General features: G+C 43.8%; 3 protein-coding genes and 1 pseudogene. All 4 read left to right on the top strand.

Features of this window, described 5'->3' with window-relative positions; all coding sequences use genetic code 11:
* Positions 1–279 (top strand): annotated as a pseudogene (locus RYL27_RS11315) (cell wall-binding protein); the annotation flags it as partial.
* Positions 276–1,199 carry a LysR family transcriptional regulator gene (locus RYL27_RS11310; RefSeq protein ID WP_314967219.1) on the top strand — a complete coding sequence of 308 codons (924 nt, stop codon included), beginning with the start codon at positions 276–278 and terminating at the stop codon, positions 1,197–1,199. The pseudogene RYL27_RS11315 and the gene RYL27_RS11310, both read left to right, overlap by 4 nt.
* Before the next feature lie 32 nt (positions 1,200–1,231).
* Complete coding sequence (locus RYL27_RS11305) at positions 1,232–1,726, top strand: hypothetical protein (protein WP_314967218.1); 495 nt, start codon at positions 1,232–1,234, stop codon at positions 1,724–1,726.
* 139 nt (positions 1,727–1,865) lie between these two features.
* Positions 1,866–2,729: MATE family efflux transporter (locus RYL27_RS11300; protein WP_314967217.1), on the top strand; the 864-nt coding region annotated here is incomplete at its 3' end.

Below are 2,729 nucleotides of genomic sequence, written 5' to 3'. Positions count from 1 at the left end.
GTTTTCTTTGACAGCCCCAACCAGTTAAGTCTGGAAGAAGGGAACGGTTATCCCTTTGTGATTTTCAAGAAAATGAGTTTATATGATAGAAAGTCGGGAGAACTTCTATATGCCGGGGATGCGGCCTTTCATAAAAATGCCGTGATTGAATATAACAGCGGAAGTGGAAAGAAGATGATTTCTGTCATGGATCTTATGATGATTCGGGGTGTTGCGGGAGAAAGAGTGTTTATCGATCCCGCAGGTTATATTACCTATGTGGCAGGAGGCGTGGAATGACCTTACAACAGCTTCGTCAGGTCATTGCGGTAGCCGACTACGGCTCCATGAACGAGGCGGCGAAGCAGCTGTATCTGACCCAGCCCAGCTTAAGTGCTACCATCAAGGCGGTGGAAAGAGAAATCGGGATAGAAATCTTTACCAGATCCAACCGGGGGATTATAGCCACTCCGGAAGGGGAGGAATTTCTGGGCTATGCCAGACAGGTGTCTGAACAGTACCAGTTGATGGAAGACAAATATCTTTCCGGAGGACCCCAGAAAAAGAAATTCAGTGTTTCCATGCAGCACTATACCTTTGCGGTGGAAGCCTTTATTCGTTTGCTTCGACAGTATGAGGAAAACAATGTCTATGAGTTTTCCATTTTTGAGGGCAGAACCATTGACGTTATTGAAAATGTCCGTAAGCAAATCAGTGAGCTGGGGATTATCTATGAAAATGACTTCAATGAAAATGTTATCGGAAAGATTTTACGAGAGGGAGACTTGGAATTTGTGCCCCTCTTTTCTTGCAGAATATATGTTTTCATGGCGAAGTCCAATCCTTTGGCAAAGAAAAAACTCATTTCCATGGAAGATTTGATGGATTATCCCTGTTGTACCTTTGACCAGGGGGAGAGAAATTCCTTCTATTTTGCAGAAGAAGTTTTAAGTACCTATGATTACAAGAAATTCATCAAGGTGAATGACCGAGCTACGATTTTGAATCTGATGGTGGGCTTAAACGGCTATACACTCTGTTCCGGTATTATTTGCCAGGAATTAAACGGACCGGAGTATATTGCGATTCCCTTGGATACAGAAGAAACCATGCGAATCGGTTATATCAAAAATAAGAAGATGCATCTTTCCGAGCTTGGAAAAAAATATGTGGAAGAGCTGCAGAAATATAAGGTACAAGAAGACACAGACAGTATTTAGAGGGAGAAGCCTTCTCCCGGAAAGGAACGGCAATGTTTGATTGGCTAATGCCCTTTTTTTATATTCTGAGCACTACGGGAGTGGCGGAAGCCCCTTCCGGTTTTTCCATAGAACAAGTTCTTCAGCCCCCATTGCTGTATGCCTGTATCGGGGGGCTGATTCTTTTCTTTATTCTTCTCTTTCTCCTTCTGCGTTTTTTGAGAAAAAGAAGGCATAAAAAGGCACTGGAATATCATATTGATGAGAAAGACAAATACCATGTTCGCCTGGAAGCGAAGAATCTATCCGCCCTGCTTCCGCCTCTTTTGGAAGGCTTAGGAGGAAAAGAAAATATTCAGTCTTTACGAAGTGAGAATAGAAGGCTGAAGGTAGGCATTAAAGACTATGATTTGGTGAAGGAATCCTGCATTCGGGAGGCGGGATTTCCCGGATTAATCCGTCCCAGAAAAGATGAAGTGCAGATTATCGTGGGAGAGGATGCGGATGAGCTTAAGAATCGTCTGGGACAGGAACTTTCTCTTTCTTAAATGGCACTTCGGAAGAAAAAGCTGAATAGCTTTAAAAAGGAAAGCTGAATAGCTTTAAAAAGGAAAGCTGAATAGCGTCGAAAGTAAAAAGCGAATAGAATCGGAAGGAAATCTCAAATAGAATCGGAAAGGAGGAAAAGTGAAAAAAAGCTACGAATTGGATATGACCACGGGGGCAATTCTTCCTAAAATGCTTCAATTTTGTTTTCCTCTGATTTTCACGGGAATTTTACAGTTGCTTTTCAATGCGGCGGATGTCTTTGTTGTGGGGAAATATGTAGGAGCTGTGGCAATGGCGGCTGTGGGTACCTCAGGGCCGATTATCAATCTTTTGGTGAACCTTTTTTTAGGTCTGTCGGTGGGGGTAAATGTTGCTGTTGCCCGCTTCATCGGAGCGGATAGGAGAAAAGACGTGGAGGAACTGTTGGCTACAGCCTACACTACGGCTTTGCTTTCAGGATTTTTGCTTCTGCTAATTGGAAATTTACTTATTTCCGCGATTATCCGGGGGATGAATACCCCGGAGGAAGTGGCGCCTCAGGCAGAGACTTACCTTCGCTACTTTTCCTTAGGCATTCCCTTTATGGTACTGTATGATTTTTTGGCAGCGGTATTTCGAGCGGTGGGAGACACAAGGCGTCCTCTCTATGTACAGATCCTGGCAGGCCTTTTGAATTTGACTCTTAATTTAAACTTTGTGATTCAGTGGAAGATGGGGGTTGCAGGAGTAGCTATTGCCACCAGCATTTCTCAGCTCTTTTCAGCTGTGGTTTTAGTGATTTTACTGGCAAGAGAAAAGGATGCTTTGCACCTTCATCCCCTTCGCTTTCGTATCCATAGAGACAAATTAAAAAAGATAGTCTCCATAGGACTTCCGGCAGGGATACAGGGAACCTTATTCTCCATTTCCAATGTGCTGATTCAATCCGCTATCAATACCTTCGGCTCTCAGGCCATGGCGGCAGCCACCAAATCCTTCCAAATTGGAGGATATGGTGGCTGC

This window comes from Oribacterium sinus (assembly GCF_963537195.1).
GTDB classification, from domain to species: Bacteria; Bacillota; Clostridia; order Lachnospirales; family Lachnospiraceae; genus Oribacterium; species Oribacterium sinus_A.
The sequence above is the reverse complement of the archived record's forward strand: the minus strand, read 5'-3'. Positions and strand labels throughout refer to the sequence as shown.